Origin of the sequence: Pseudomonas sp. PDM17, from assembly GCF_014851985.1 — a bacterium.
Lineage (GTDB): Bacteria > Pseudomonadota > Gammaproteobacteria > Pseudomonadales > Pseudomonadaceae > Pseudomonas.
In genome coordinates this window covers 945,689-970,344 of the sequence record NZ_JACVAT010000002.1, presented here as the reverse complement: position 1 = coordinate 970,344, position 24,656 = coordinate 945,689, and the positions used below count along the sequence as shown (strand labels likewise).

The window sequence follows — 24,656 nt, the reverse complement described above, 5'->3', positions numbered from 1 at the left end:
GTTAGTCCTTCGCTTCGTGGCGGCCGAGGTGGTAGGCGGCGACCAGTGCCGCCAGCAGCAGCATCGAGGCCAGTTCGACGACCAGCAGGTACGGGCCGAACAGGCTGATGCCCACGGCCTTGGCGTCCACGGTGGTGTGGCCGATGCCGATGCCGCTCGGAGTGCGCGAGAGCATCCACAGCAGTTCGACCAGCAGCACGGCAGCCAGGGCGCCGGGGCCGATCCAGACGCCGGGCTTGAGCCACTTGCGCTCCTGCTCGGCAATCGCCGGGCCGAGGTTGAGCATCATGACCACGAAGACGAACAGCACCATGATCGCGCCGGCGTAGACGATGATTTCCAGGGCGCCGGCGAACGGGGCGCCGAGGCTGAAGAAGGTCATCGAAACCGCGAGCAGCGAGATGATGAGGTAGAGCAGGGCATGCACCGGGTTGCTGTTGGTGATGACCCGGAAGGTTGCCAGCACGGCGACGCCGGCGGCGAAGTAGAAAGCGAATTCCACGCGACGTCTCCTTACGGCAGCAGGCTCTTGACGTTGATCGGTTCGGCCTCGTTCTGCGCGGCGCCTTTCGGCTTGCCGGCGATGGCCATGCCGGCAACGCGGTAGAAGTTGTAATCCGGGTTCTTGCCGGGGCCGGAGATCAGCAGGTCTTCCTTCTCGTACACCAGGTCCTGGCGCTTGAACTCGCCCATCTCGAAATCCGGAGTCAGCTGGATCGCGGTGGTCGGGCAGGCTTCTTCGCACAGGCCGCAGAAGATGCAGCGGGAGAAGTTGATGCGGAAGAACTCGGGGTACCAGCGACCGTCTTCGGCTTCTGCTTTCTGCAGGGCGATGCAGCCGACCGGGCAGGCTACGGCGCACAGGTTGCACGCAACGCAGCGCTCCTCGCCGTCGGGATCACGGGTGAGCACGATGCGGCCGCGGTAACGCGGCGGCAGGTACACGGGCTCTTCCGGGTACTGCAGGGTGTCACGCTTGCGGAAGGCGTGACCGAAGATCATCACCAGGCTGCGCAGCTGGGTGTAGGTGCCGTGCACCACGTCGAAAATGTACTTGATCATGGTCCTACTCCTTACTGGCTGGCCAGCACGACAGCGCCGGTCACCAGCAGGTTGATCAGGGTCAGCGGGAGGCAGAACTTCCAGCTGAAGGCCATCACCTGGTCATAGCGCGGGCGTGGGATGGAAGCCCGCAGCAAAATGAACATCATGATGAAGAAGCCGGTTTTCAGGGCGAACCAGAAGAACGGGATCTGCGGCAGGATGCCAAAGGGACCGTGCCAGCCGCCGAAGAACAGGGTCGCCAGCAGCGCGGACACCAGCACGATGCCGATGTACTCGCCGACGAAGAACATGCCCCATTTCATGCCGGCGTACTCGATGTGGTAACCATCGGCCAGTTCCTGCTCGGCTTCGGGCTGGTCGAACGGGTGACGGTGAGTCACGGCGACGCCGGCGACGAAGAAGGTCATGAAACCGAAGAACTGCGGGATGATGAACCACACGTGCTCGGCCTGGTAATCGACGATGTCGCGCAGGCTGAACGAGCCGACCTGGGCCACGATGCCCATCAGCGACAGGGCCAGGAACACCTCGTAGGAGATGGTCTGGGCCGAGGCGCGCAGACTGCCGAGGAGGGCGAACTTGTTGTTGCTCGACCAGCCGGCGAAGAGCACCGCGTACACAGTCAGGCCGGCCATGGCGAAGAAGAACAGGATGCCGATGTTCAGGTCCGCCACGCCCCAGGTCGGGGTGATCGGGATGACAGCGAAGGCCACCAGCAGCGCACCCATGGCGATCATGGGCGCGAGGGTGAAGATCATCTTGTCGGCGAACGGCGGGGTCCAGTCTTCCTTGAAGAACATCTTCAGCATGTCGGCGCCGAGCTGGAAGGCACCGAAGGGGCCGACCCGGTTCGGACCGTAGCGGTCCTGCCAGAGGCCGAGCAGACGACGCTCGACCCAGCTGAGCAGCGCGCCGCAGACGACCACGGCGAGCAGGATGACGATGGCCTTGATGACCTCGATCAGGATGTCGACGATGGCAGGTGTCAGCCAACTCATTGCGCAGCCTCCTGCAGACCTTCAGCGACGGCGCCGATGACCCCGGCGGGAATGCCTTGCAGACCGATCGGCAGGGCGACCAGGCCGGCGCCGAGCTCTTCGCTCACACGCAGCGGCAGGCGCAGTTCCTGGCCCTTGACGGTCAGGCGGATGATCGCGCCTTCGTTGACGCCCAGACGGTCAGCCTCGGCCTTGGCCAGGGTGACGTAGGTCTGCGGGATGCGCTCCTGCACCGGGGTGGCTTTCGAGGAGTTCTCCTCACTGCCGAACAGGTGATAGAACGGCACCACCTTGAACTGGCTGGCGGCGGTGTGGAACGGCGCCGGAATCTCGCTGAACCACAGGGCCTCGCCCTTGGCCTCGATCAGGCGCACGCCCGGATCGCCGGCGCGCAGATGACCACCGACTTCGTCCTGGAACTTGTTCCAGGCTTGCGGGGAGTTCCAGCCCGGGGACCAGGCGAATGGAATCTGCTGACGCGATTCGGCGCTGCCGGCGTAGCCTTCCATGGAGAAGGCGAACGCGGAGTCGATGTCCTGCGGCTGACGCGGCTCGCTGACATTGATGTTGGCGCGCATGGCGGTACGGCCGGAGTAGCGGTGCGGTTCACGCGCCAGCTTCAGGCCCTTGATGCGGAACGCGGCGTTCGGCGCGGCGTCGCGGATACCGGCCAGTTGCGGCTTGGCGGCGACGACGGCGTCGATCACGTGGTCCAGCTGGGTCCAGTCGACACGCTTGCCTTCGAGGGTGCTGTGCAGGGCATGCAGCCAGCGCCAGCCTTCGCGGACCAGGTTGTCGGCGTTGTAGTAGGTTGGATCGTAGACCTGGAAGAAGCGCTGGGCGCGGCCTTCCTGGCTGACCAGGGTGCCATCGCCTTCGGCGAAGCTGGCGGCCGGCAGCAGGACGGTGGCCTTGGCGCTGGTGGCGGTCTGCTGGTGATCGGCGACGACGACGATCTTCGCGGCGGCCAGTGCGGCGTCGACGGCGGCAGCGTCGGCGCGGCGGTACAGGTCGTTCTCCAGGATCACCACGGCATCGGCGGCACCGGAGGTCAGCTGTTCCAGGGCGGCTTCGACGGAGTTACCACCGAAGAGGGCGAGGCCCAGGCTGTTGGCTTCCGGGACCACCAGGCTCAGGGAGCCGTTCTTCTCGCGGTTCTTCAGCGCACTGGCGATGTTCGCCGCGGCTTCGATCAGGGCGTTGCTGCCCAGCGAGGTGCCGGAGACGACCAGCGGACGCTTGGCGGCGACCAGGGCATCAGCGATGCGCTGGGCGAGGGCGGCGGCTTCGGGGTCAAGGTCGGCGACGGCCGGAGCACTTGAGTCGATCGCGTGTGCCACGGCGAAGCCCAGGCGCGCCAGGTCTTCGGTAGCGGCGTGCACGCACTCGGCGGCAACGTCGTCGAGACGGGTTTCATCCAGGCTGGCGATGAACAGTGGGTTCATCTCATGCTGGGCGATGGTCTTCACCGCGGCATCGAGCCACGGCTGGATCTTCATCGCGGCGGCCATGTCCTCGCCCTTGCCCTTGACCGACTGACGCAGGGCCAGGGCGATACGGGCAGCGGTCTGGGTCAGGTCTTCGCCGAGCACGAATACCGCATCGTGGTCTTCGATGTCACGGATGGTCGGCACCGGCAGCGGGCCGTCCTGCATCACCTTCAGGACCAGCTGCAGGCGTTGCAGCTCGTCAGCGGAGATGCCGCTGTAGAAGTTTTGCGCGCCGACCAGTGCGGACAGGGCGTAGTTGCTTTCCAGGCTGGCGCGCGGCGAACCGATGCCGATGACCTTGCGGCCCTTGAGCAGCGCTGCGGTCTGGTCCAGGGCGCCGTCCAGCGAGAGCTTCTGCTTGCTCAGCATCAGCTGCGGCTGACGCGGGCGGTCTTCGCGGTTGACGTAGCCGTAGCCGAAGCGGCCGCGGTCGCACAGGAAGTAGTGGTTCACCGAGCCGTTGTAGCGGTTCTCGATGCGGCGGATTTCACCGTAACGCTCGCCGGGGCTGATGTTGCAGCCGCTGGAGCAGCCATGGCAGATGCTCGGGGCGAACTGCATGTCCCACTTGCGGTTGTAGCGCTCGGAGTGGGTCTTGTCGGTGAACACGCCGGTCGGGCAGACCTCGGTCAGGTTGCCGGAGAATTCGCTCTCGAGCACACCGTCTTCGATACGGCCGAAGTAGACGTTGTCGTGCGCGCCATAGACGCCCAGGTCGGTGCCGCCAGCGTAGTCCTTGTAGTAGCGGACGCAGCGGTAGCAGGCGATGCAGCGGTTCATCTCATGGGCGATGAACGGGCCGAGCTCCTGGTTCTGGTGGGTGCGCTTGGTGAAGCGGTACCGGCGCTGGTTGTGGCCGGTCATCACCGTCATGTCCTGCAGGTGGCAGTGACCGCCTTCCTCGCAGACCGGGCAGTCGTGCGGGTGGTTGGTCATCAGCCATTCGACGACGCTGGCACGGAATGCCTTGGATTCTTCGTCTTCGATGGAAATCCAGGTGTTGTCGGTGGCGGGAGTCATGCAGGACATGACGATGCGACCGCGGGTGTCGTTCTCGTCGGTGTACTGCTTGACCGCACACTGGCGGCAGGCGCCGACGCTACCGAGCGCCGGGTGCCAGCAGAAGTAGGGGATGTCGAGACCGAGGGAGAGGCAGGCCTGCAACAGGTTGTCCGCTCCGTCGACTTCTAACGTCTTGCCGTCTACGTGGATCGTGGCCATGGGTCTAAGTCTTCGTTGGCCCGTTGTCAGCGGGCGTGGCTAATAGAAATCACGGTTTCATCGGGCCGGCGGCACGCCGCGGCACTACAACGAAACAACGCCGGGCGCAGCGCCCGGCGATCAAAGCATCAAGCGCCGACGGTCTGCGGTGCTTGTACGGCCTGAGCCTGGCGGGAAATGCCCGCTTCGAACTCGGGACGGAAATACTTCAGTGCGCTGCCCAGCGGCTCGACGGCACCCGGTGCGTGGGCACAGAAGGTCTTGCCTGGACCGAGGAAGTTGACGAGCTGCTCGAGGGTCTCCAGGTCGCCCTGGGCGCCTTCGCCTTTCTCCAGCGCGCGCAGGACCTTCACGCTCCACGGCAGGCCGTCGCGGCACGGAGTGCACCAGCCGCAGGATTCGCGGGCGAAGAACTCTTCCATGTTGCGCAGCAGGGAAACCATGTTGACGCTGTCGTCCACTGCCATGGCCAGGCCGGTACCCATACGAGTGCCAACCTTGGCGACGCCGCCGGCGTAGAACAGGGCGTCCAGGTGTTCCGGCAGGAGGAAGCCGGTACCGGCGCCGCCCGGCTGCCAGGCCTTGAGCTTGTAGCCATCGCGCATGCCGCCGGCGTAGTCCTCGAACAGCTCGCGGGCAGGAAGGCCGAAGGGCAGTTCCCAGATGCCGGGGTTCTTCACCTTGCCGGAGAAGCCCATGAGCTTGGTGCCCATGTCTTCGCTGCCCGGACGGGCGAGGCCCTTGTACCAGTCGACGCCGTGCTCGACGATCGCCGGCACGTTGCACAGGGTCTCGACGTTGTTCACGCAGGTCGGCTTGCCCCAGACGCCGACGGCGGCGGGGAAGGGCGGCTTGGAGCGCGGGTTGGCGCGGCGCCCTTCCAGCGAGTTGATCAGCGCGGTCTCTTCGCCACAGATGTAGCGGCCGGCACCGGTGTGCACGAACAGCTCGAAATCGAAGCCGCTGCCGAGGATGTTCTTGCCCAGCAGGCCGGCGGCCTTGGCTTCATCGATGGCGCGGTTCAGGTTGCGGGCGGCGTCGACGTACTCACCGCGCAGGAAGATGTAGCCGCGATAGGCCTTGAGGGCGCGCGCGGAGATCAGCATGCCTTCCACCAGCAGGTGCGGCAGCTGCTCCATGAGCATGCGGTCCTTCCAGGTGTTGGGCTCCATCTCGTCCGCGTTGCACAGCAGGTAGCGGATGTTGAGGGATTCGTCCTTGGGCATCAGGCCCCACTTCACGCCGGTGGGGAAGCCCGCACCACCGCGGCCCTTGAGGCCGGAGTCCTTGACGGTCTGGACGATGTCGTCGGTGGCCATCTGCGCCAGCGCCTTGCGCGCGGCAGCGTAGCCGTTCTTCGACTGGTACTCCTCCAGCCAGACCGGGGCGCCGTCGTCACGCAGGCGCCAGGTCAGCGGATGGGTTTCGGCCGCGCGCGCAGTGCGGTTGGGCGTGCCGTAGGAGGTGAGGCGACTCATGCGTAGGCCTCCAGCAGTTTGGCGACGCCGTCGGGACGCAGGTCGCCGAAGGTGTCGTCGTCGATCATCATCGCCGGGGCCTTGTCGCAGTTGCCCAGGCAGCACACCGGCAGCAGGGTGAAGCGGCCGTCGGCGGTGGTCTGGCCGAGGCCGATGCCCAACTGCTTCTGGATCTCGCCAACCACGGACTCGTGGCCGCCGATGTAGCAGACCATGCTGTCGCAGACGCGGATGATGTGGCGGCCGACCGGCTGGCGGAAGATCTGGCTATAGAAGGTAGCCACGCCTTCGACGTCGCTGTCCGGTATGCCGAGGATGTCGGCGATGGCCGGAATGGCGCCGTCCGGCACCCAGCCGCGCTGCTTCTGGACGATCTTCAGGGCTTCGATGGACGCCGCGCGGGAGTCCTCGTAGTGATGCATTTCGTGCTCGATGGCCGAGCGCTCGGTTTCGCTGAGTTCGAAACGATCAGTCTGGATAAGGGTACTCATGATCAGCGGTCCACGTCGGCCATAACGAAGTCGATACTGCCCAGATAGGCGATCAGGTCAGCGATCATGCTGCCGTTGATCACCGACGGAATCTGCTGCAGGTGCGGGAAGCTGGGCGTCCGGATGCGGGTCCGGTAGCTCATGGTGCTGCCATCGCTCGTCAGGTAGTAGCTGTTGATGCCCTTGGTCGCTTCCACCATCTGGAAGGCTTCGTTGGCCGGCATGACCGGGCCCCAGGAAACCTGCAGGAAGTGGGTGATCAGGGTTTCGATGTGCTGCAGCGTGCGCTCTTTGGGCGGCGGCGTGGTCAGCGGGTGGTCGGCCTTGTACGGGCCTTCGGGCATGTTCTTCAGGCACTGCTCGATGATGCGCAGGCTCTGGCGCATCTCACCCATCTTGACCATGCAGCGGTCGTAGGCGTCGCCGTTGGCCGCCAGCGGTACTTCGAACTCGAAGTTCTCGTAGCCGGAGTAGGGGCGGGCTTTACGCAGGTCGAAATCACAGCCGGTGGCGCGCAGGCCGGCACCGGTGGTGCCCCATTCCAGCGCTTCCTTGGTGTTGTACGCGGCAACGCCGATGGTACGGCCACGCAGGATGCTGTTTTTCAGGGCGGCGGTTTCGTACTCGTCCAGACGCTTGGGCATCCAGTCGAGGAACTCGCGAACCAGCTTGTCCCAGCCGCGCGGCAGGTCGTGGGCGACGCCGCCGATTCGGTACCAGGCCGGGTGCAGGCGGAAGCCGGTGATGGCTTCGACCACCTTGTAGGCGCGCTGGCGGTCGGTGAAGGTGAAGAACACCGGGGTCATCGCACCCACGTCCTGGATGTAGGTACCCAGGTAGAGGAGGTGGTTCAGGATGCGGAAGAACTCCGACATCATGATGCGGATGACGTCGACGCGCTGCGGCACCTTGATGCCGGCGAGCTTCTCGACCGAGAGCACGTACGGCAGGTTGTTCATCACGCCGCCGAGGTAGTCGATACGGTCGGTGTACGGAATGAAGCTGTGCCAGGACTGACGCTCGGCCATCTTCTCGGCGCCACGGTGGTGGTAGCCGATCTCCGGAACGCAATCGAGGATCTCTTCACCGTCCAGCTGCAGGATGATGCGGAACGCACCGTGCGCGGACGGGTGGTTCGGGCCGAGGTTGAGGAACATGAAGTCCTCGTTCTCGCCGTGGCGCTTCATGCCCCAGTCTTCGGGCTTGAAGCGCAGGGCTTCCTGCTCGAGGTCCTGCTTGGCGGCGGACAGCGCGTAAGGGTCGAACTCGGTGGCGCGCGCCGGGTAATCCTTGCGCAGCGGGTGACCTTCCCAGGTCGGCGGCATCAGCATGCGGGTCAGGTGCGGGTGACCATTGAAGGTGATCCCGTACATGTCCCAGACCTCACGCTCGTACCAGTTGGCGTTCGGCCAGATACGGGTGGCGGTGGGCACGTTGAGGTCGCCTTCGGACAAGGCCACCTTGATCATCACGTCACTATTACGCTCCAGCGACATCAGGTGGTAGAACACGCTGAAGTCGGCGCCCGGCAGGCCGCGACGGTGGGTACGCAGGCGCTCGTCGACACCGTGCAGGTCATAGAGCATGACGTACGGCTTGGGCACATTGCGCAGGAAGGTGAGGACGTCGATCAGGCGCTCACGGGCAACCCAGAGCACCGGCATGCCGGTGCGGGTGGCCTGGACGGTGAAGGTCTCGGCGCCAAAGCGGGAATTCAGTTCGACGACGATATCTTGGTCGTCTGCCTTGTAAGGCGGGATGTACAGAGCGGAGTCTGCATTCATAGTCTTTAAGTCACTCGGTCAACGGTGGAGTGAAAACGGGCCTCTCGTGGAGGGCCGGATCACACTTCGTCGGGGCTGCGCAGGTTGGTGACCGCAATGCGCTGTTCGCGCTTGAGATCCTTCTGGGCAGGCATGTCGGCGCGATAGACGCCTTGATCGCCTACAACCCAGGACAACGGACGACGCTCCTGGCCGATGGATTCCTGCAGCAGCATCAGGCCTTGCAGGAACGCCTCCGGACGGGGCGGGCAGCCGGGGATGTACACGTCCACGGGGAGGAACTTGTCGACCCCCTGAACGACCGAGTAGATGTCGTACATGCCGCCGGAGTTGGCGCACGACCCCATCGAGATCACCCACTTGGGTTCCAGCATCTGCTCGTACAGGCGCTGGATGACCGGAGCCATCTTGATGAAGCAGGTGCCGGCGATGACCATGAAGTCAGCCTGGCGTGGCGATGCACGGATCACTTCGGCGCCGAAACGGGCGATGTCGTGCGGCGCGGTGAACGCCGTGGTCATCTCCACGTAGCAGCAGGACAGCCCGAAGTTGTACGGCCACAGGGAATTCTTGCGCCCCCAGTTCACCGCACCGTTGAGAACATCCTCGAGCTTGCCCATGAAGATGTTCTTGTGGACCTGCCCTTCGATGAGCGGGTCTTCTACCGTTTCGCGTTCGCCGATCGGGTATTGATCATTGGGCGCATCCGGATCGATCCGGGTAAGTTTGTATTGCATCGCCAAAGCCTCATTGTTTTAGCTTCGCCTGCCGTGCGCGACGTGCCGCCGGTGCCCAATCGAGCGCGCCGATACGCCACAGGTAGACAAGACCTGCCAACAGAATTGCTATGAAAATGGTTGCCTCGATCAGACCTGCCCAACCGCTTTCACGGACGGACACGGACCAGGCGAAGAGGAAGAGGGCTTCGACGTCGAAGATCACGAAGAGCATCGCGACCAGATAGAATTTTGCCGACAGACGCAGGCGGGCGCTGCCGGTAGGAACGATCCCCGATTCGAACGGTTCGTTCTTGCTGCGACCAAATGCCTTACTGCCAAGAAGGCTGGAAACCCCTAGCATGAAGGCGAGCAGGCCCAGCACTCCTAAAAGGAAGGCGGCGAGTCCCCAGTGTTGAGCTGCAAGTTCAGCTGGATTGGGCATGCCGATACTCCTTCCTACAAATAACGATTGTCTTGGGTTCCGGGCGCAACGCCCGACTACTGCGAACCCGACAACTCAAGGATAGTGAGCTAAGGGTTCAGGTCATCTTTCCAATTTTATGCCCAAAGCCTTCAGCAAGTAAATTTTTCCAACACAAACAGATGCTTCTATTTCGGGCAAAAGGCTTTTGCATTTCCCGTAGCGCCCTGTTTGCGCGGCTCTGGATGCCTAGTGTGACGGCACTTCGGCTTTGGTCGAATAGTACTTTCGAGGTATTTGGCCGCAATAAATCGGCAGGCTATAAATGATAAGTATTATCATTTGCAGTGTCGTATATCCGTAACTTTACTACATATAAGCGGCGCGGCTTTTATTTCGCCTGGTATGTGACTTCGAATTATCGCTCTGTGAACTCGTTGGTCGCCCCCGCATCCGGGTGGTTCAATTTCCCTTCCGAATCCACGCCCAGCGCATCTCGCAGCGCACCGGTTCGGCCCCCGAATCGTCCAGAAGGGTCACCTGCACCAGCGCCTCGCCGCGATCATCGTCCTGCATTGCGCGGCGCTGTTCCGGCGTCAGCGTGGCGATGGCGCGCAGGCTGCCGGTGGCCCGGCGCAGGTAGTCGACCTTGAGGGTCTTGATCAGCGGCAGCTTGTGATCGGGCAGGTTCATGCCGACCATGCAGCCGCTGGCGGACTCGGCCAGCAGCGCCATGGCTGCGGCATGTAAGCCGCCAATGTGATTGCGGGCGCGACGATGGTTGGCCAGGCTCATTCTCACTTCATCATTGGAGAGCCTCTGGATGCGTACGCCGGCGGTTCCGGCAAAGCGCACCTGGGAGCAGAACAGGCGACTCAGCAGTGGCTCGTGGAGGCGGCTGGGTAGGCGCTGGATGAGGAGGGCGGCGAGGGCGAGGCGGTTGCGCTTGGGCGTACCGTTCATAGAAAGGCGTTCCGTTCATATAAAGGAAGCCCGAGGCTGGCACGTCGAAGCGATTCTGCCCTTGGCGGGCGGGGAGGGGCTGGCTGGCGGTTCGGCCAAGTGCAACTCGGCCAGGCACAAAAAGCAAAACCCCGGCCGGGGCCGGGGTTTTGCGGAGCCTCCCAGCCCCGAGGGGCTGGTTGAGCCAGTTCTTAGTGGAACTGGTTCATGGTGTTGTCTTTGCCCGAGGCTTTCAGAGCGGCTTCGCCAGCGAAGTACTCTTTGTGGTTGTCGCCGATGTCCGAGCCAGCCATGTTCTGGTGCTTGACGCAGGCGATGCCCTGACGCAGTTCCTGACGCTGAACGCCCTTCACGTAGGCCAGCATGCCCTGGTCGGCGAAGTAGCCCTTGGCCAGATTGTCGGTGGACAGCGCAGCGGTGTGGTAGGTCGGCAGGGTGATCAGGTGGTGGAAGATGCCTGCGTGGGCCGAACCGTCGCGCTGGAAGGTGCGGATCTTCTCGTCAGCAACCTGGGCCAGTTCGGTCTCGTCGTACTCGACGCTCATCAGCTTGGCGCGGTCGTAGGCGGAAACGTCCTTGCCTTCGGCGACGAATGCATCGAACACCTGCTGGCGGAAGTTCAGGGTCCAGTTGAACGACGGGCTGTTGTTGTAAACCAGCTTGGCGTTCGGGATGACCTGACGGATACGGTCAACCATGCCCTTGATCTGGCCAACGTGCGGCTTCTCGGTTTCGATCCACAGCAGGTCGGCGCCGTTTTGCAGCGAGGTGATGCAGTCCAGGACGCAGCGGTCTTCGCCGGTGCCCTTGCGGAACTGGAACAGGTTGGAAGCCAGGCGCTTGGGACGCAGCAGCTTGCCGCCGCGGTTGATCACCACGTCGCCGTTCTGCAGCTCGGCAGCGGAAACTTCTTCGCAGTCCAGGAAGGAGTTGTACTGGTCGCCCAGGTCGCCCGGCTCTTTGGTCACGGCGATCTGCTTGGTCAGGCCGGCGCCCAGGGAGTCGGTACGGGCAACGATCACGCCGTCGTCAACACCCAGTTCGAGGAACGCGTAGCGAACGGCGTTGATCTTGGCGAGGAAGTCTTCGTGCGGAACGGTCACTTTGCCGTCCTGGTGGCCGCACTGCTTCTCGTCGGAAACCTGGTTCTCGATCTGGATGCAGCAGGCACCGGCTTCGATCATTTTCTTGGCCAGCAGGTAGGTCGCTTCCGGGTTACCGAAGCCGGCGTCGATGTCGGCGATGATCGGTACTACGTGGGTTTCGTAGCCGTCGATCTGAGCCTGGATTTCGTCCTGCTTGACCTTGTCGCCGGCAGCGCGAGCGCTGTCCAGAGCGGTGAAGAGCAGGTCCAGTTCGCGGGCGTCAGCCTGGCGCAGGAAGGTGTACAGCTCTTCGATCAGGCCGGAAACGGCGGTTTTCTCGTGCATGGACTGGTCGGGCAGCGGGCCGAAGTCGGAACGCAGCGCGGCAACCATCCAGCCGGACAGGTAAAGGTAGCGCTTGTTGGTGGTCTTCAGGTGCTTCTTGATCGAGATCAGCTTCTGCTGACCGATGAAGCCGTGCCAGCAGCCCAGGGACTGGGTGTAAACGGAAGCGTCGGCGTCATACTCGGCCATGTCCTTGCGCATGATGGCCGCAGTGTACTTGGCGATGTCCAGACCAGTCTTGAAGCGGTTCTGAGCGCGCATGCGGGCAACCGACTCGGGGTTGATAGCGCTCCAGCTGTTACCGGTTTTCTCTTTCAGAGCGGCAACGGCCTTGATGTCGTTTTGATAAGCGGACATGGTCAATCCTTCAAAGTATGTGTGTGGTTGAGCACCGACTTCCCCATTCAAGCCCGTATCTGCACGGATTTGACTGTGGATTGCTCGCCGCGGGATGGCGAAGGTACGACCGAAAGAAGGAGTGACGCTGGAGGAGTGGGGTAGAGCGGCGTACAGACGGGTGACTGCAGCGGTGACATCCAGAATCGCTTGCCGGCTCGTGGCAGCCGTTGGGCGATGGTGGACGGCTGAATCCGTCACTTCGTACTGTTGCTAAGGCTTGCTTCCCCGTCCCTCAGGACAACCTCTTGCCAGTCGCAACCTCGTCGATCCGCCTTGTGGGCTTAACAACACGGACCGGCGCGGCGGGTGGGCCACAGGCTCGGTCCGGAGGGCTTTGAGACCCTCTGGTTAGCGGGAGCGAAGCCATCATGCACTTTCAAACGAGCGTTCGTCAAACGTTTTGTAGTGTTTTTTTTGGACTACTACACGAAGGTCTAACGAGGACTGCCAAGTCACCTACGGAAGGATTAGTCGAGCACTTCGACCTTCACCCGCAGGCTGCTGTCGCTGCGCCCCTGGGTGCTGTATTGGCGGGTGTAGCCGCTCTGCGTGCTCTGGTTGCTCTGGCTGACGCCGCCGACCTCGATCCACTGGCCGATGGGGCCGCTGACGCTGGTGTCGGCCGAGCTGGTGTTCATCGAGCCCTGGTAATTGCCGTTGAAGCGGTCGTTGCGGGTGCTCAGGGTGATGTGTACCAGGTTGCCGGTGAGGCTGGCGGTTACGTACATGCCCTGGTTGGCGTCGCGGTACTCGGTCTGGCTGTAGACCTGGCCGTAGGGGCCGATGCCGGCGTTGGTCACCGGCTGGCTCTGGCCGACCTGGATGAAGGCGGGCGAGCCCTCAGTGGTGCGCACCTGCTGGGTACCGCCTCCGCGGCTGTTGGTGGATCGATTGATGATGTGGACCTGGTCACGGCCGTTGACTTCGCCGCGGCCGGCCTGGATATCCACATTGCCGGCGCTGACCGAGCCATTCACCGAGTAGCCGCTCTGGCTACCCTGGCTGCCATCGAGCGTATCGACGCTGATCAGTAGCTGATGTGGGCGCGTATCCAGTTGTTCGAGCACCTGCTGCAGTTCGCGGATCTTTGCCAGCTCAGCATTCACGACCAACTGGTTGCCGTAGGCGGTGACCCGGCCTTCGTTGCCCAGCACCTGCTGCGCCACCGGCAGCACGTCTTCGGCGGTGCGGTAGTTGAGCGGAATGATCTCGGTGCGCGGCGCTGCGGTGGCGGTGAGGCTGATCGCGCAAGCGAGCATCAGGGCGAGAGGGTGTCGGCTCAAATCAGGAAACTCCGCAGGTTCGGATCGAGGAGGCTTGTGTTCCAGGTCTGTTCGAATTGCGCGATCAGTTGGCGGACGCGGCCCGCGTTGTTGTAGTGCGCGTAGCCGGCGAATTCGCCAGGCTCGGGGCGCAGCAGCAGGCCGCAATCGTCGGCGAGGAGGAAGGCGTGCTCCTCGCTCGGGTAGTCCGGATTGATCCGGCGGATCTGGCAGTAGCTGGACAGGCGTCGGCTGAGGTTGAGCAGGCGATGGCCTTCCTTCACGGCTCGGGTGCTGTCGCGCACCAGGATCATCAGGCGATTGCGCGGATTGCCCAGCAGCAGCTGGGTGCAGGCCTCCTGGATACTGCTGTGGTGATACAGCCAGGGCTCGAGGTCGGGGGTGTAGAGGTAGAGCGTGCGGCGCGCCTGCTGGATCAGCGCCAGCGCATGGGCGCAGGCGTCATCCGGCTTGCTGAAGCGGTGCAGCTGGTCGCCCTCGCCGAGGCGAAAAGGCGCTGGCTCAAGGGCTTCGGGCGTCAGCGCTTCGCTGGGCGGGTTGTGGACGGCAAAACGCCCCGGTGACTGAAACTCGATGTCCGGCAGTTCTACCGGGAGGTCGTCTTGGTCCGGGGCGTTTTCCATGTCGCTCCTTTGAGTCGTTGCTCAGGCGCTCTCGCGCACCATGTCCACGTGGGGGAGGCCGGCGTCGAGGAATTCGCCGCTGGCCACCTGGAAGCCTAGCCGCTCGTAGAAGGGAATGGCGTAGACCTGCGCCGTCAGCAACTGGCGCTGCAGGCCCTGGCTTTCCGCCTGCTCGATGGCGGCGCGCATCAGCAGGTCGCCGACCTTCAGGCCGCGCCAGTCCTTGAGGACCGACACCCGGCCGATGTGACCGTCCGGCAGGAGGCGGGCGGTGCCGATGGCGTAGTCGCCTTCGAAAGCCAGGAAGTGCACGGCCTCGACATCCTCGGCGTCCCATTCGAGTTCCGGCGGGACCGATTGCTCGGCGATGAACACCGCCTCGCGAATGCGCCGCAGATCGGCATTATCCTTCTGCCAGTCCGCGACGCGAACCCTGATCTTGCTACTCATCGGCAAACTCCAGACTGCCCTGTTTGATCAGTTCTCCGATAAGCTTACGCCCATCGTCGTCGGCCAGCCATTGGCCGAGATTCCCTTCGTGCAGCGACTCTGCCGAGCACACCAGCTTGAGCAGGTCGCGCAGTTTTTCCGGCAGGACCACGGTCTGGCCGCTGGCGAACAGCAGCAGGCCGACGTCCACTTCGCTCCAGGCCATGCGGGCGCTGGGGTTGCGGATCAGCACTTCGCCGTCTTCGATGGCCGCGGTCAGGTCGTCTTCCTCGATCTCCTCGCCGGCCACCAGTTCCGGGTAGCGCGGCTCGGTCATGAACTGGCCGAACCAGGTGAGCAGCAGGCGTTCGTCGCTCATGTGCTCCTGCAGCAGGTTCTTCAGGCGATCGAGGGCGTCGCGCTGGATCTGGTGCTGGTCGAAGTCGCCTTTCATCGCTGCCATGCCGGCGTCGCTGTAGCGCTCTTCGTCGGAGAGGAACTGGGCGAGGAAGTCGGTGAAATGGGTCAGTACTTCGGCGGCGCTGGGCGCGCGGAAGCCGACCGAGTAAGTCATGCAGTCGTCTTCGGCGATGCCGTAGTGGGCCACGCGCGGCGGCAGGTAGAGCATGTCGCCGGGTTCCAGCACCCAGTCGGCGCTCTCTTCGAATTCGGCGAGGATGCGCAGGTCGGCGTGGGGCAGCATCGGGCTGCTGGCGTCGCAGGTCTGGCCGACTTTCCAGCGGCGGCGGCCGTGACCCTGCAGCAGGAACACGTCGTAGTTGTCGAAGTGCGGGCCGACGCCGCCGCCAGGGGCTGCGTAGCTGATCATCACGTCGTCGATACGCCAGCTGGGCAGGAACTTGAAGTGTTCCAGCAGTTCGGCGACTTCCGGTATGAACTGGTCGACGGCCTGCACCAGCAGGGTCCAGTCGCGCTCGGGCATCTGGCTGAAGATGTCTTCCTGGAACGGGCCGCGGCGCAGCTCCCACGGGCTGTCGCCGTGTTCGAGGACGATGCGCGATTCGATCATCTCTTCCAGGGCGAGGCCGGCCAGTTCGTCAGGGTCCAGCGGGCTCTTGAATTCGGGGATGGCCTGGCGCACCAGCAGGGGCTTTTTCTGCCAGTAATCGCGGAGGAATTCGTCGGCGCTGATGCCGCCCAAAAGCTGAAGAGGAATAGCAGGATTCATGGTTAAGTCCTTGAAACAAAAACGCCCGGCACAGCCGGGCGTGCAAAATCAGGGCGAATCTCAGATGCGCTTGGCCTGGGCGACAGCGTTACCGATGTAGTTCGCGGGGGTCAGTTTCTTCAGCTCGGCCTTGGCTTCTGCCGGCATGTCGAGGCCTTCGATGAACACCTGCAGGGCTTCGGCGCTGATGCCTTTGCCGCGGGTCAGCTCCTTGAGCTTCTCGTAGGGGTTCTCGATGCCGTAGCGGCGCATGACGGTCTGTACCGGCTCGGCCAGGACTTCCCAGCAGGCGTCCAGGTCATCGGCGATGCGTGCGGCGTTCAGCTCCAGCTTGCCGATGCCTTTCAGGCTGGCTTCGTAGGCGATGACGCTGTGGGCGAAACCGACGCCCAGGTTGCGCAGCACGGTGGAGTCGGTCAGGTCGCGCTGCCACCGGGAGATCGGCAGTTTGCTGGCCAGGTGCTGGAGCAGGGCGTTGGCGATACCCAGGTTGCCTTCGGAGTTCTCGAAGTCGATCGGGTTGACCTTGTGCGGCATGGTCGAGGAGCCGATCTCGCCGGCGACGGTCTTCTGCTTGAAGTAGCCCAGGGAAATGTAGCCCCAGATGTCGCGGTCGAAGTCGATGAGGATGGTATTGAAGCGCGCTACGGCGTCGAACAGCTCGGCGATATAGTCGTGCGGCTCGATCTGGGTGGTGTAGGGGTTCCAGTTCAGGCCGAGGTCGCCTTCGATGAATTCGCGGGCGTTGGCTTCCCAGTCAACCTGCGGGTAGGCCGACAGATGGGCGTTGTAGTTGCCCACCGCGCCATTGATCTTGCCCAGCAGTTCGACCGAAGCGACCTGCTTGATCTGGCGCTCCAGGCGGTAGACGACGTTGGCCAGTTCCTTGCCCAGGGTGGTCGGGGAGGCCGGCTGGCCGTGGGTGCGCGAGAGCATCGGCACGTCGGCGAACTTCACCGCGAGCTCGCGGATGGAGTCGGCTATCTGGCGCATCAGCGGCAGCAGTACGGTGTCACGGCCTTCGCGCAGCATCAGGGCGTGGGACAGGTTGTTGATGTCCTCGGAGGTGCAGGCGAAGTGGATGAATTCGCTGACCTTGGCCAGTTCCGGCAGCTTGGCGGCTTGCTCCTTGAGCAGGTACTCCACGGCTTTGACGTCGTGGTTGGTGGTGCGCTCGATGTCCTTGATGCGCTGCGCGTGCTCCAGCTGGAAGTCGTCGGCCAGCTGGTTCAGCAGGGCGTTGGCTTCGGCGGAAAAGGGCGCGACTTCAGGGACGCCGGCGTGGGCGGCGAGACGCTGGAGCCAGCGAACCTCCACCAGGACGCGGAAACGGATCAGGCCGTATTCGCTGAAAATCGGACGCAGGGCGCTGGTCTTGCTGCCGTAACGGCCGTCAACGGGGGATACCGCGGTAAGGGAGGAAAGCTGCATGGGGCGTTCTCGTAGCTGTCGGTCAACGAAAAGGGCGCACATCATACATGAATGGCGCGAACCGGTCGCCCTTGCGACGACCGGAAGGACGTGTTTCAGCCGCGCAGCAGGGGGCGCAGCTCGTTCAGCATTTTCTTCCGGCTGAAGAGCATCTGCCAGCGGTTGCCGCCGAGCTGTCGCCACAGGCGCGCGGAGCGGATGCCGGCCAGCAGCAGGGCGCGGATGCGCGCGGCGTTGGCGTTGATCTGCAGGTGGCGCATGTCGCCGTGCACCTGGATGCGCTGGCGGAAGGTGCTCAGGGTGTCCTGGTAAAGTCCGGCGCAGGAGGCGATGACGTTCTCGTGGACCAGGCCGAAGTGCTGCACCTGCTGCTGAACCTGGTCCAGGCGGGTGCCCATGATGTCGAGCATGTCGGGACGCTTGTTGAGCTGGCGTTCCAGGCCGATCAGCGACAGGGCGTAGCGCAGCGGCTCGCGCTGCAGGCTGCTGGGGTCGCGCTCGAGGGCGCTGACCAGGGCGCGGAAGCCCTCGCGCAGGTTGGCGGTGTCGCCGCCGTAGACGTCGAGGGTGGTCTTCGGGTCGCGCACCAGCAGGCTGCCGAGCATGCAGCCCAGCGGCGCCTCGGGGATCTGCCCGGTGCGGGCGAGGCGGTCTACCAGGGAGGCGGCTTCGAAGACGCCGGAGAGGGCGATGATCTGGTCGTGCAGATCGCTCATTTACGGTCCTTAGCGAACGCGGGTTCAGCGGATTCGATGACGCCGCCCCCAAGGCAGACTTCGCCGTCATAGAAGACGACGGACTGGCCCGGGGTGACGGCGCGCTGCGGCTCGTCGAAGACGGCGCGGTAGCCGTTCTCGGTACGTTCCAGCACGCAGTCCTGGTCGGCCTGGCGGTAGCGCACCTTGGCGCGCAGGGCCTTGGGCTGGTCCAGGTCGATGGGGTTGACCCAATAGATGTGCGAGGCGTGCAGGGCGCGGGAGAACAACCATGGATGGTCGTTGCCCTGGCCGACGACCAGGACGTTGCGCGCCAGGTCCTTCTCCAGCACGTACCAGGGGCTGTCGTCGGCATTCTTCAGGCCGCCGATGCCCAGGCCCTGGCGCTGGCCGATGGTGTGGTACATCAGGCCGACGTGCTTGCCGATGACGGTGCCGTCGGTGGTCTCGATGTTCCCCGGCTGGGCCGGCAGGTACTGCTTGAGGAAGTCGCTGAAGCGGCGCTCGCCGATGAAGCAGATGCCGGTGGAGTCCTTTTTCTTCGCGGTGGCCAGGCCGTATTTCTCGGCGATGGCGCGGACCTCGGGCTTTTCCAGTTCGCCGACCGGGAACAGGGTCTTGCCGATCTGCTCACCGCCCACGGCGTGGAGGAAGTAGCTCTGGTCCTTGTTCGGGTCCAGACCCTTGAGCAGTTCGCTGCGGCCGTCGATGTCGCGGCGGCGCACGTAGTGCCCGGTGGCGATCAGGTCGGCGCCCAGGGCGACGGCGTAGTCGAGGAAGGCTTTGAACTTGATTTCGCGGTTGCAGAGGATGTCCGGGTTCGGCGTGCGGCCGGCCTTGTATTCCTCGAGGAAGTGCTCGAAGACGTTGTCCCAGTATTCCGCGGCGAAGTTGGCGGTGTGCAGCTTGATGCCGATACGGTCGCAGACGGCCTGGGCGTCGGCGAGGTCGGTCATGGCGGTGCAGTATTCGGTGCCGTCGTCCTCTTCCCAGTTCTTCATGAACAGTCCTTCCACCTGGTAACCCTGCTCCTTGAGGAGGAGGGCGGAGACGGAGGAGTCCACGCCGCCGGACATGCCGACGATGACGCGGGTGTTCTGAGGGGCTTTGGATGAGCTAGACATGGCAGCGGGTCACGAACGCAGGTAAAGAGGGCGATTCTACCAGAGCCGAGCGGCAGAGGCTCGGGCTTGGCTCAGTCGCGGATCAGGGCCAGCGGGAAGTGCTCACCTGTCAGGTAGTCGTCGATGCAGCGCAGTACCAGATGGCTGCGCCAGCGATCGGGCTGTGCGGCCAGCTCGTCGCGGGTCATCCAGCGGGCGCCGAGGATGCCGTCGTCGAGGTCGCGCTCGGGATGATGGCGCAGGGGGCGCGCGGCGAAACAGACGCGCTGGTAGGTCACGCCGTTGCTCGGTGCGGTGTACAGATAAATGCCGGTGACGGCGGTCAGCTCTACGTCCCAGCCGGTTTCCTCGAGGGTTTCGCGCACGGCGGCCTCTAGCAGGGTTTCGTTGGCCTCCAGGTGGCCGGCGGGCTGATTGAACACCTGCTTTTTGTCAGCGGACATTTCTTCCACCAGCAGGAAGCGGCCCTGGTCTTCGACGATGGTGGCGACGGTGACGTGTGCTAGCCAGCGCATGGTGATGATCTCGTTGGGGCGAAAGGGCGCGAGTTTAACGTGGCGGGGCGCAGAAAGCAGAACCCCCGGGAAGGCCCGGGGGTTCTGGTGTCACGCGAAATGGCTTACGCCAGTGCGTCGATCGCGGCGTTGAAGGTCGCGCTCGGACGCATGACCTTGCTGGTCAGCTCCGCGTCGGAACGGTAGTAACCACCGATTTCCGCCGGCTTGCCCTGAACGCCGTTGAGTTCGGCGACGATGGCCGCTTCCTTCTCGGTCAGGGTCTTGGCCAGGCCTGCGAAGTGAGCCTTCAGCTCGGCGTCGTCGTTCTGCTCGGCCAGGGCCTGGGCCCAGTACATGGCCAGGTAGAAGTGGCTGCCGCGGTTGTCGATCTCACCGATCTTGCGCGACGGCGACTTGTTGTTGTCGAGCAGCTTGCCGGTGGCGATGTCCAGGGTCTTGCCCAGCACCTTGGCCTTGGCGTTGTCGGTCTTGATGCCTTCTTCCTCGAAGGAGACGGCCAGGGCCAGGAACTCGCCCAGGGAATCCCAGCGCAGGTAGTTCTCTTCCACCAGCTGCTGTACGTGTTTCGGAGCCGAGCCGCCGGCGCCGGTTTCGTACATGCCGCCGCCCGCCATCAGCGGAACGATGGAGAGCATCTTGGCCGAGGTGCCCAGTTCCATGATCGGGAACAGGTCGGTCAGGTAGTCGCGCAGGACGTTACCGGTCACCGAGATGGTGTCCAGGCCGCGCAGCTGACGCTCCATGCTGGTGCGGATGGCTTCGTTGTAGCCTTTGACGCTGATGTCCAGACCGGTCAGGTCGTGGTCTTTCAGGTACAGCTCGACCTTCTTGCGCAGCTCGTTGTCGTGGGCGCGCTCCGGGTCCAGCCAGAAGATGGCCGGGGTGTTGGAGGCGCGGGCGCGGGTAACGGCCAGCTTGACCCAGTCGCGGATCGGGGCGTCCTTGGTCTGGCAGGCGCGCCAGATGTCGCCGGCTTGAACTTCGTGCTGCATCAGGACCTTGCCGTCGGCATCGACAACGCGCATCACGCCGTCAGCTTCCAGTTCGAAGGTCTTGTCGTGGGAGCCGTATTCCTCGGCTTTCTGCGCCATCAGGCCGACGTTCGGTACGCTGCCCATGGTGGTCGGGTCGAACGCGCCGTTGGTTTTGCAGAAGTTGATCATTTCCTGGTAGATGCGGGCGTAGGTGCTTTCCGGCATTACCGCTTTGGTGTCTTTCTGCTTGCCGTCCTTGCCCCACATCTGACCCGAGTTGCGGATCATGGCCGGCATGGAGGCGTCGACGATCACGTCGCTGGGGATGTGCAGGTTGGTGATGCCCTTGACCGAGTCGACCATCGCCATTTCCGGGCGGTGGCTGTACACCTCGTGGATGTCGTGCAGGATTTCTTCCTGCTGCGAGGCCGGCAGCGACTTGATCTTGTCGTAGACGCTGGAGATGCCGTTGTTCGGGTTCACGCCCAGCTCTTCGAACAGCTGGCCGTACTTCTCGAACACGTCCTTGTAGTAGACGGTGACGGCGTGGCCGAAGACGATCGGGTGGGAGATCTTCATCATGGTGGCCTTGACGTGCAGGGACCACATGACGCCGGTTTCCTTGCAGTCCTGCAGGGTCTTCTCGAAGAAGGCGCGCAGTTTGCTGCAGCTCATGAACATGCTGTCGAGGACTTCGCCGTCCTGCATCTTCAGGGTCTTCTTGGTCTCGACCTTGCCGTCCTTGCCGACGAACTCGATGCGGACTTCACCGGCCTTCGGGATGGTGACCGACTGCTCGCTGGAGAAGAAGTCGCCGCCACGCATGTAGTCGGCGTGGGAGCGCGAAGCCATGCTCCACTTGCCCATGCTGTGCGGGTGCTTGCGAGCGTAGGCTTTCACGGCAGCCGGGGCGCGGCGGTCGGAGTTGCCTTCACGCAGGACCGGGTTCACGGCGCTGCCCAGGACCTTGGCGTAGCGGGCGCGGGTGTCTTTCTCGGCGTCGGTCTGCGGATCTTCCGGGAAGTCCGGAACGGCGTAGCCCAGCTTCTGCAGCTCGGCGATGGCGCCCTTGAGCTGCGGTACCGAAGCGGAGATGTTCGGCAGCTTGATGATGTTGGCTTTGGAGTCGGTGGCCAGTACGGCCAGGTAGGCCAGATCGTCTTCGATCGCCTTGTCGCCGAGCTTGTCAGCGAAGGAGGCCAGGATACGGCCCGAAAGAGAGATGTCGCGGGTCTCGACGTCGATGCCGGCGGAAGCGGCAAAGGCTTTTACGATAGGAAGAAGCGAATAGGTGGCAAGGGCGGGTGCTTCGTCGGTGAAGGTGTAGGTGATCTTCGAGCGGATGGACATCTCGTTCTAACTCTCTTCTTTGCTGGGCGCGCACAGAGTCTCGAATCGCGTTGGTACACGCTTGCGGTCAGCGAAGTGGTTGACCGACCTTCGAGATTTGCCGCGGGGATATTGGGGCGCCAGTAGAGCGTTGTACGGCGGGATCCTGGTGAGGACGTGCGCCGCTGCGAGGAGAGAGTCTGGTCCCAGACTGCTCGGACCTCGATGACCATTAAGTCATGCCGGCCAGTATACCACCCTAAAGGCAGGGTGAAGCGTGTCCCTTTTTTAGACTAAGGAATGATGTAGTTCGATTACCGACTTGTGAGCTACCCTCAGTGGCTGCAAGAGGGTTTCAATCAAAAAGCGGAGTTCAGCATGGGATACCAAAAGATCCAGGTGCCGGCCGGTGACAAAATCACCGTCAACGCCGATATGTCCTTGAATGTACCGAAGAACCCGATCATCCCCTTTATCGAGGGTGATGGCATTGGCGTCGATATCAGCCCGGTCATGATCAAGGTCGTCGACGCTGCCGTCGAGAAAGCCTACAAAGGCGACCGCAAGATCGCGTGGATGGAAGTCTATGCCGGCGAGAAAGCCACTCAGGTCTACGACCAGGATACCTGGCTGCCCCAGGAAACCCTGGATGCCGTTCGCGACTACGTCGTATCGATCAAGGGCCCGCTGACCACTCCGGTGGGCGGTGGTATTCGCTCTCTGAACGTGGCGCTGCGCCAGCAACTCGACCTTTATGTCTGCCTGCGCCCGGTGCGCTGGTTCGAAGGTGTGCCGAGCCCGGTGAAAAAGCCTGGTGACGTGGACATGGTGATCTTCCGCGAGAACTCCGAAGACATCTATGCGGGCGTCGAGTGGAAGGCCGGCACTCCCGAGGCCCAGAAGGTCATCAAGTTCCTCACCGAGGAAATGGGCGTCAAGAAGATCCGCTTCACCGAAAACTGCGGCATCGGCATCAAGCCGGTCTCCCAGGAGGGCACCAAGCGCCTGGTGCGCAAGGCCCTGCAGTACGCCGTGGACAATGACCGAAGCTCGGTCACCATCGTCCATAAAGGCAACATCATGAAATTCACCGAGGGTGCCTTCAAGGACTGGGGCTATGAGCTTGCCCGTGACGAGTTCGGTGCGCAGTTGCTCGATGGCGGCCCGTGGATGCAGTTCAAGAACCCGGCCACTGGCAAGAATATCGTGGTGAAGGACGTGATCGCAGACGCCATGCTGCAGCAGATCCTGCTGCGCCCGGCAGAGTACGACGTGATCGCCACGCTCAACCTCAATGGTGATTACCTGTCCGACGCGCTGGCGGCGGAAGTAGGTGGCATCGGCATCGCGCCGGGCGCGAACCTGTCCGACTCGGTGGCCATGTTCGAGGCCACCCACGGCACTGCACCCAAGTACGCCGGCCTGGACAAGGTCAACCCGGGCTCGGTGATCCTCTCTGCCGAGATGATGCTGCGCCACATGGGCTGGCCGGAAGCGGCCGACTTGATCATCGATGGTGTGAACGGCGCCATCGCCGCGAAAACCGTGACCTACGACTTCGAGCGACTGATGGACGGTGCCAAGCTGCTGTCGTGCTCCGAGTTCGGCGACGCGATCATCGCCAAGATGTAACCGGGTGATTCGTCGCCCATGAAAAAGGCCGGCTTGCTGCCGGCCTTTTTCGTTTCGTCTGATCCTTGACGAATCAGGCTTCCGCCGTGAGGTTCTCTACCTCGCTGCTCGGGGCAGTCTGCGCGGACGGGGTGGATGCATTGGCGTTGACGGGCTGGATGTTCACCGCGTGCAACCCCTTCGGACCTTGCAGGATCTCGAAACTGACGGGTTGGCCGGCCTTGAGAGTCTTGTAGCCATCCATCTGGATTGCCGAGTAATGAGCAAACAGGTCCTCATCTCGGCCATCAGCCAGGATGAAACCGTAGCCCTTGGCGTTGTTGAACCACTTGACCTTACCGCTAAGCATGCTGATATCCCTCTGCAAAGGACTCCATCGCTGGAGTATCATCCACTACTATTCCGCTATGCCTTTTTCTGAAGACTGGCGTCCGGAACTCCTGATACCCTCCGGGGGGTATCCTTTGGTTGTAACACCCTTTTGCCGTTAGTCAAGGCGGCGTCGTCTGGGCCTGAGAGGCGATTCAAACTCCGGCCGGCCCACTCATTCACCCACTCGCAAAGCTTTTATTCCAGCATGCATGCAAGTAGCCAGATTCGACTAACATTCAATCAGGACCGCCCGGATCCAATGGAAGACGACGGGACGGGGCTGGCGGTTGAAGAAGCCAAACCTGCCCTGAAGGCGCCGTCCATGTATCGGGTCATCATGTTCAACGATGATTACACCCCGATGGATTTCGTGGTTGAGGTGCTCGAGCTGTACTTCAACATGAACCGCGAGCAGGCAACCAAGGTCATGTTGACTGTGCATACCCAGGGCAAGGCGCACTGCGGGACCTTTACCCGCGATGTCGCGGAAACCAAAGCCATGCAGGTCAATCAATATGCGAGGGAGAGCCAACATCCACTGTTGTGCGAAATTGAGATAGAAGGTTGATGCGGATGT

General features: G+C 63.1%; 23 protein-coding genes. 2 read left to right on the top strand and 21 right to left on the bottom strand.

The genetic code is table 11. The features are described 5' to 3' along the window. Position 1 precedes the first annotated feature (1 nt). The 20 genes from nuoJ to IB256_RS10060 all read right to left on the bottom strand — a co-directional run bounded on the left by nuoJ (position 2) and on the right by IB256_RS10060 (position 22,096). Positions 2-502 (bottom strand): NADH-quinone oxidoreductase subunit J, encoded by a 501-nt coding sequence (nuoJ, locus tag IB256_RS10155; RefSeq protein WP_017517115.1) that lies wholly within the window; start codon positions 500-502, stop codon positions 2-4. A gap of 11 nt (positions 503-513) precedes the next feature. Continuing rightward, positions 514-1,062, bottom strand: a complete 549-nt coding sequence (gene nuoI / locus IB256_RS10150; RefSeq protein ID WP_192296196.1) for an NADH-quinone oxidoreductase subunit NuoI — start codon at positions 1,060-1,062, stop codon at positions 514-516. An 11-nt stretch (positions 1,063-1,073) separates the two neighbouring features. Continuing rightward, positions 1,074-2,063: an NADH-quinone oxidoreductase subunit NuoH gene (gene nuoH, locus IB256_RS10145; RefSeq protein WP_192296195.1), complete on the bottom strand. Its 990-nt coding sequence runs from the start codon at positions 2,061-2,063 to the stop codon at positions 1,074-1,076. Beyond that, entirely contained in the window at positions 2,060-4,774 is a 2,715-nt protein-coding gene (gene nuoG / locus IB256_RS10140; protein WP_192402406.1) for an NADH-quinone oxidoreductase subunit NuoG, read from the bottom strand. The genes nuoH and nuoG overlap by 4 nt, the downstream gene beginning before the upstream one ends. A gap of 128 nt (positions 4,775-4,902) precedes the next feature. After that, complete coding sequence (gene nuoF, locus IB256_RS10135) at positions 4,903-6,252, bottom strand: NADH-quinone oxidoreductase subunit NuoF (RefSeq protein WP_081520490.1); 1,350 nt, start codon at positions 6,250-6,252, stop codon at positions 4,903-4,905. Beyond that, positions 6,249-6,749: an NADH-quinone oxidoreductase subunit NuoE gene (gene nuoE / locus IB256_RS10130; RefSeq protein WP_169887231.1), complete on the bottom strand. Its 501-nt coding sequence runs from the start codon at positions 6,747-6,749 to the stop codon at positions 6,249-6,251. Before nuoE ends, nuoF begins: the two co-directional genes overlap by 4 nt. Further along, positions 6,746-8,527, bottom strand: coding sequence for an NADH-quinone oxidoreductase subunit C/D (gene nuoC, locus IB256_RS10125; RefSeq protein WP_081520488.1), 1,782 nt, complete (start codon positions 8,525-8,527; stop codon positions 6,746-6,748). The genes nuoE and nuoC overlap by 4 nt, the downstream gene beginning before the upstream one ends. Before the next feature lie 59 nt (positions 8,528-8,586). Beyond that, complete coding sequence (locus IB256_RS10120) at positions 8,587-9,264, bottom strand: NuoB/complex I 20 kDa subunit family protein (protein ID WP_045214755.1); 678 nt, start codon at positions 9,262-9,264, stop codon at positions 8,587-8,589. A gap of 10 nt (positions 9,265-9,274) precedes the next feature. Continuing rightward, positions 9,275-9,688, bottom strand: coding sequence for an NADH-quinone oxidoreductase subunit A (locus IB256_RS10115; RefSeq protein WP_017517108.1), 414 nt, complete (start codon positions 9,686-9,688; stop codon positions 9,275-9,277). A 441-nt stretch (positions 9,689-10,129) separates the two neighbouring features. Continuing rightward, positions 10,130-10,630 (bottom strand): DUF4442 domain-containing protein, encoded by a 501-nt coding sequence (locus IB256_RS10110; RefSeq protein ID WP_192296193.1) that lies wholly within the window; start codon positions 10,628-10,630, stop codon positions 10,130-10,132. Positions 10,631-10,821: 191 nt separating this feature from the next. Then, a complete protein-coding gene (locus tag IB256_RS10105) occupies positions 10,822-12,417 on the bottom strand; it encodes an isocitrate lyase (protein WP_192296192.1) in 1,596 nt (531 codons plus the stop codon). Between the two features lie 509 nt (positions 12,418-12,926). Then, positions 12,927-13,718: a secretin N-terminal domain-containing protein gene (locus IB256_RS10100; RefSeq protein WP_192402449.1), complete on the bottom strand. Its 792-nt coding sequence runs from the start codon at positions 13,716-13,718 to the stop codon at positions 12,927-12,929. Positions 13,719-13,738: 20 nt separating this feature from the next. Further along, positions 13,739-14,365: a histone acetyltransferase HPA2 gene (locus IB256_RS10095; protein WP_192402404.1), complete on the bottom strand. Its 627-nt coding sequence runs from the start codon at positions 14,363-14,365 to the stop codon at positions 13,739-13,741. A 21-nt stretch (positions 14,366-14,386) separates the two neighbouring features. Continuing rightward, positions 14,387-14,815: a GNAT family N-acetyltransferase gene (locus IB256_RS10090; protein ID WP_017517103.1), complete on the bottom strand. Its 429-nt coding sequence runs from the start codon at positions 14,813-14,815 to the stop codon at positions 14,387-14,389. Beyond that, positions 14,808-15,983: a cupin domain-containing protein gene (locus IB256_RS10085; protein WP_192402400.1), complete on the bottom strand. Its 1,176-nt coding sequence runs from the start codon at positions 15,981-15,983 to the stop codon at positions 14,808-14,810. Before IB256_RS10085 ends, IB256_RS10090 begins: the two co-directional genes overlap by 8 nt. Before the next feature lie 60 nt (positions 15,984-16,043). Next, entirely contained in the window at positions 16,044-17,414 is a 1,371-nt protein-coding gene (gene purB / locus IB256_RS10080) for an adenylosuccinate lyase (RefSeq protein ID WP_192402398.1), read from the bottom strand. Positions 17,415-17,509: 95 nt separating this feature from the next. Beyond that, positions 17,510-18,130, bottom strand: a complete 621-nt coding sequence (gene hflD, locus IB256_RS10075; protein ID WP_192296188.1) for a high frequency lysogenization protein HflD — start codon at positions 18,128-18,130, stop codon at positions 17,510-17,512. Next, the gene (mnmA, locus tag IB256_RS10070) at positions 18,127-19,254 is read right to left on the bottom strand and encodes a tRNA 2-thiouridine(34) synthase MnmA (protein WP_192402395.1); all 1,128 of its coding nucleotides are present in this window, start codon (positions 19,252-19,254) and stop codon (positions 18,127-18,129) included. Before mnmA ends, hflD begins: the two co-directional genes overlap by 4 nt. Before the next feature lie 71 nt (positions 19,255-19,325). Continuing rightward, complete coding sequence (locus IB256_RS10065) at positions 19,326-19,769, bottom strand: NUDIX hydrolase (protein WP_192296186.1); 444 nt, start codon at positions 19,767-19,769, stop codon at positions 19,326-19,328. 104 nt (positions 19,770-19,873) lie between these two features. Next, positions 19,874-22,096, bottom strand: coding sequence for an NADP-dependent isocitrate dehydrogenase (locus tag IB256_RS10060; protein ID WP_138215504.1), 2,223 nt, complete (start codon positions 22,094-22,096; stop codon positions 19,874-19,876). A gap of 357 nt (positions 22,097-22,453) precedes the next feature. On the opposite strand from IB256_RS10060, the gene icd reads away from it, so the two are divergent. Continuing rightward, positions 22,454-23,707 carry an NADP-dependent isocitrate dehydrogenase gene (gene icd / locus IB256_RS10055; protein WP_138526519.1) on the top strand — a complete coding sequence of 418 codons (1,254 nt, stop codon included), beginning with the start codon at positions 22,454-22,456 and terminating at the stop codon, positions 23,705-23,707. A 73-nt stretch (positions 23,708-23,780) separates the two neighbouring features. Here the strand turns inward: icd and cspD are convergent, their stop codons facing one another. After that, positions 23,781-24,056, bottom strand: coding sequence for a cold shock domain-containing protein CspD (gene cspD, locus IB256_RS10050; RefSeq protein WP_045214920.1), 276 nt, complete (start codon positions 24,054-24,056; stop codon positions 23,781-23,783). A gap of 228 nt (positions 24,057-24,284) precedes the next feature. Between cspD and clpS the strand changes: the two genes are divergently transcribed. Further along, entirely contained in the window at positions 24,285-24,647 is a 363-nt protein-coding gene (gene clpS, locus IB256_RS10045) for an ATP-dependent Clp protease adapter ClpS (protein ID WP_081520477.1), read from the top strand. Positions 24,648-24,656 lie beyond the last annotated feature (9 nt).

Bases quoted from the DNA above. Each gene is read 5' to 3' on its own strand.
- IB256_RS10105 (WP_192296192.1), bottom strand. From the start codon at position 12,417: ATGTCCGCTTATCAAAACGACATCAAGGCCGTTGCCGCTCTGAAAGAG.
- IB256_RS10095 (WP_192402404.1), bottom strand. From the start codon at position 14,365: ATGGAAAACGCCCCGGACCAAGACGACCTCCCGGTAGAACTGCCGGAC.
- IB256_RS10120 (WP_045214755.1), bottom strand. From the start codon at position 9,264: ATGCAATACAAACTTACCCGGATCGATCCGGATGCGCCCAATGATCAA.
- clpS (WP_081520477.1), top strand. From the start codon at position 24,285: ATGCATGCAAGTAGCCAGATTCGACTAACATTCAATCAGGACCGCCCG.
- nuoG (WP_192402406.1), bottom strand. From the start codon at position 4,774: ATGGCCACGATCCACGTAGACGGCAAGACGTTAGAAGTCGACGGAGCG.
- nuoI (WP_192296196.1), bottom strand. From the start codon at position 1,062: ATGATCAAGTACATTTTCGACGTGGTGCACGGCACCTACACCCAGCTG.
- nuoF (WP_081520490.1), bottom strand. From the start codon at position 6,252: ATGAGTCGCCTCACCTCCTACGGCACGCCCAACCGCACTGCGCGCGCG.
- icd (WP_138526519.1), top strand. From the start codon at position 22,454: ATGGGATACCAAAAGATCCAGGTGCCGGCCGGTGACAAAATCACCGTC.
- IB256_RS10065 (WP_192296186.1), bottom strand. From the start codon at position 19,769: ATGCGCTGGCTAGCACACGTCACCGTCGCCACCATCGTCGAAGACCAG.
- IB256_RS10085 (WP_192402400.1), bottom strand. From the start codon at position 15,983: ATGAATCCTGCTATTCCTCTTCAGCTTTTGGGCGGCATCAGCGCCGAC.
- IB256_RS10060 (WP_138215504.1), bottom strand. From the start codon at position 22,096: ATGTCCATCCGCTCGAAGATCACCTACACCTTCACCGACGAAGCACCC.
- cspD (WP_045214920.1), bottom strand. From the start codon at position 24,056: ATGCTTAGCGGTAAGGTCAAGTGGTTCAACAACGCCAAGGGCTACGGT.
- IB256_RS10110 (WP_192296193.1), bottom strand. From the start codon at position 10,630: ATGAACGGTACGCCCAAGCGCAACCGCCTCGCCCTCGCCGCCCTCCTC.
- hflD (WP_192296188.1), bottom strand. From the start codon at position 18,130: ATGAGCGATCTGCACGACCAGATCATCGCCCTCTCCGGCGTCTTCGAA.
- nuoC (WP_081520488.1), bottom strand. From the start codon at position 8,527: ATGAATGCAGACTCCGCTCTGTACATCCCGCCTTACAAGGCAGACGAC.
- IB256_RS10090 (WP_017517103.1), bottom strand. From the start codon at position 14,815: ATGAGTAGCAAGATCAGGGTTCGCGTCGCGGACTGGCAGAAGGATAAT.
- IB256_RS10115 (WP_017517108.1), bottom strand. From the start codon at position 9,688: ATGCCCAATCCAGCTGAACTTGCAGCTCAACACTGGGGACTCGCCGCC.
- purB (WP_192402398.1), bottom strand. From the start codon at position 17,414: ATGCAGCTTTCCTCCCTTACCGCGGTATCCCCCGTTGACGGCCGTTAC.
- nuoH (WP_192296195.1), bottom strand. From the start codon at position 2,063: ATGAGTTGGCTGACACCTGCCATCGTCGACATCCTGATCGAGGTCATC.
- IB256_RS10100 (WP_192402449.1), bottom strand. From the start codon at position 13,718: ATGCTCGCTTGCGCGATCAGCCTCACCGCCACCGCAGCGCCGCGCACC.
- mnmA (WP_192402395.1), bottom strand. From the start codon at position 19,254: ATGTCTAGCTCATCCAAAGCCCCTCAGAACACCCGCGTCATCGTCGGC.